We start from the raw sequence: 2354 nt of genomic DNA, 5'->3' as shown, positions 1-2354 counted from the left end.
AAACGGATTTAATTCCGATGAACCAAAACCAGTGATCAAAACTTGAGCTTGGCTGGACCCGCCAAGCATAACGAGAAGAAGTCCGATAATATATTTTTTCATAGATTAGTTAGAGTGAGTAAGGGAGGGCTTCGGTTAATAGACTATATCCTGTAGTCGATCCCCTTTTGACTAGAATGACCGCAGAACCAGCTGAAATGGCCACATTATTACTGTTGATTGGAGGTCCAACTTGAACCCAATTGGTGCCGTTATTATAATATGCGGTCCAACCGTTTGTCGGGCTATAAACTTGCACCTGATCGGCGGTAGACGCCGACCCTCCCGTAACCCAGCCGGGAATATTACTGATGTTGCTGCTGGCCAGGGTCAAGTTAACCGGCCAATTATTGGAGAGGATCGTTACCCCGGTATTGGCCGCCAAAGCTTGTCTGGCGACAGAAGGTACCTGTCCGGTCAAAGTCAGGGTGAGGGGGGTGGTGGGGTATCGGAGATAGAAAACACCTGTATCGGGACGGATCACGACATTCCCCGAAGGAATGGGAGGTCCAACTTGGAGCCATCCCGATGTCGAATTGTAATAATAGGAGGCCCAACCGTTAGTTGGCGAGTAAAGCTGAATTTGATCTGCTCCAGTCACAGAAGCGCCTCCCAAGACCCCCGTCGAACCTGGCGTACCAAAGAGGGAGGAGATCGTATCGGCGGGAATGATTTGATACGTGTCAGTGCCGGCTACAATTCCGAGGGTGGTCAGATTTGTCTGGCTCGCATCGCTTGCATTGAGGGTCAAGGTCGTTGCCGTATTCGCCGTACTGGTGGAAATCAGGAAAGACCTTCCGGCGGCGGCTCCGCTGGTGAATTCGATGAGATAAGGAGTCGTGGCTTGAGAAAGTTGTCCCGCCGTCCAGCCGGCATTGCTGTTGGTGATGGTGTTGGCGGTAATGCCGGTCACTTGCCCAGTCATTTGGCCGGAAGCTGAAGCAGCGCCTTGCAGCGGAAATGAGACAAAAGATACGGTGGGAGATGTTCCCGTTCCCGCCGCGATATTCAGCGCAAGATACCCTTGGGGAACCGTGTTGAGCGTGGTTTGCGCCCATGAAAACACTGTCGGTATTGCCAGCCCCGTCAGAGTAAGCAATGCCATCCCTAAGCTCTTCCGATATTTTACCATGTGGATTCCTTCACAGCTATTTCTCTTAAGTTAACAGCAAACCCGTTTGGGATGCAAGCTAATTATGTGATAATTGCATTGGCGTGGCCAAAAGGCACAAGAAATGCCTCCATGGGAGGAACGAAGAGGGGCAGGGGACACATAGAGTTACTTACTGTGCAGGTTCAAGGGTTCAAATTTTGGCGCCAGGAGGTGTTGGAGTCCGAAAGCGATCAGATAGGCGAAGGCGGCGTAGGCGAAGAGCACGAAGTAACCAGCCCGGGCGTGACCAGCCCCGGAGACGTCGAGAACATGTCCGCAAATATGTTGGAAGAGCATGCTGCCGACACCGCCGGCCATGGTGCCCATGCCGATGAGCGATCCGATGGTGTTGCGAGGAAACATGTCCGAGACGGTGGTGAAGAGATTGGCCGACCACGATTGATGCGCGGCGCCGGCCAGACCGATGAGAAGCACGGCCGACCAGTCGCCCACCAGGCCGACGGCTAGGATCGGGAGCATGAGCACGGCGTAGCAAAAAAGTCCCGTCTTGCGGGCGCGCGTAACGCTCCACCCGTGCCGGACCAGGTAGCCGGGGAAATAGCCGCCGATCAGGCTGAGCACGGTGACGATCGCATAGATGGTCATGAGGTGGGGCCAGCTTGCCTTGATGTCGAGGTGGCGCGTTGCTTTGAAGTAGTCGGGCAGCCAAAAGAGGAGAAAAAACCAGACCGGGTCGGTCAGGAATTTGGCCACCATGAAGGACCACGACTGGGAATAGCCGAACAGGCTGAGCCACGAGACCGCCGGGGCGTTTTCCTCCGGCGAAACGGGATCGCTGCGAATCAAGGCCAGTTCGGACGGCGAGACAAGTCGATGTTTCTCCGGCGCGTTGTAGAAAAACCACCAGGCGGTTACCCAAACGATGCTTGCGCCGCCCGAGATGAAAAAGGGCGCATGCCACGTGAACCCGTTTCCGAGCAGCCAGGCGACGAGAAACGGGGCGACGAGGGCGCCGACGTTCGCGCCGGAATTGAACAGCGCCGTGGCGAAGGCCCGCTCCGCGCGCGGAAACCACTGGGCGATTGTCTTGACGGCGGCGGGAAAGTTTCCCGCTTCGCTCAGGCCGAGGAAGAGGCGGGCGGCCATGAAGCCCTCGACGGACGTGACCAGCGTGTGGGAGAGCGCGGCCACGCCCCAAAGG

Annotated in this window: 2 protein-coding genes; both read right to left on the bottom strand. The window is 56.2% G+C overall.

Annotated elements, in window-relative coordinates; all coding sequences use genetic code 11:
* Window positions 1–109 precede the first annotated feature (109 nt).
* Entirely contained in the window at window positions 110–1171 is a 1062-nt protein-coding gene (locus WBR57_RS06400; RefSeq protein WP_424083112.1) for a hypothetical protein, read from the bottom strand.
* 147 nt (window positions 1172–1318) lie between these two features.
* Window positions 1319–2354, bottom strand: a 1036-nt coding sequence (locus tag WBR57_RS06395) for an MFS transporter (RefSeq protein WP_424083111.1), incomplete at its 5' end; no start/stop codon positions are given.

This window comes from Pseudomonas sp. (genome assembly GCF_049590575.1).
Lineage (GTDB): Bacteria > Pseudomonadota > Gammaproteobacteria > Pseudomonadales > Pseudomonadaceae > Aquipseudomonas.
Note: the sequence above shows the minus strand (reverse complement) of the source record. Positions and strands in the feature narration are given on the sequence as shown.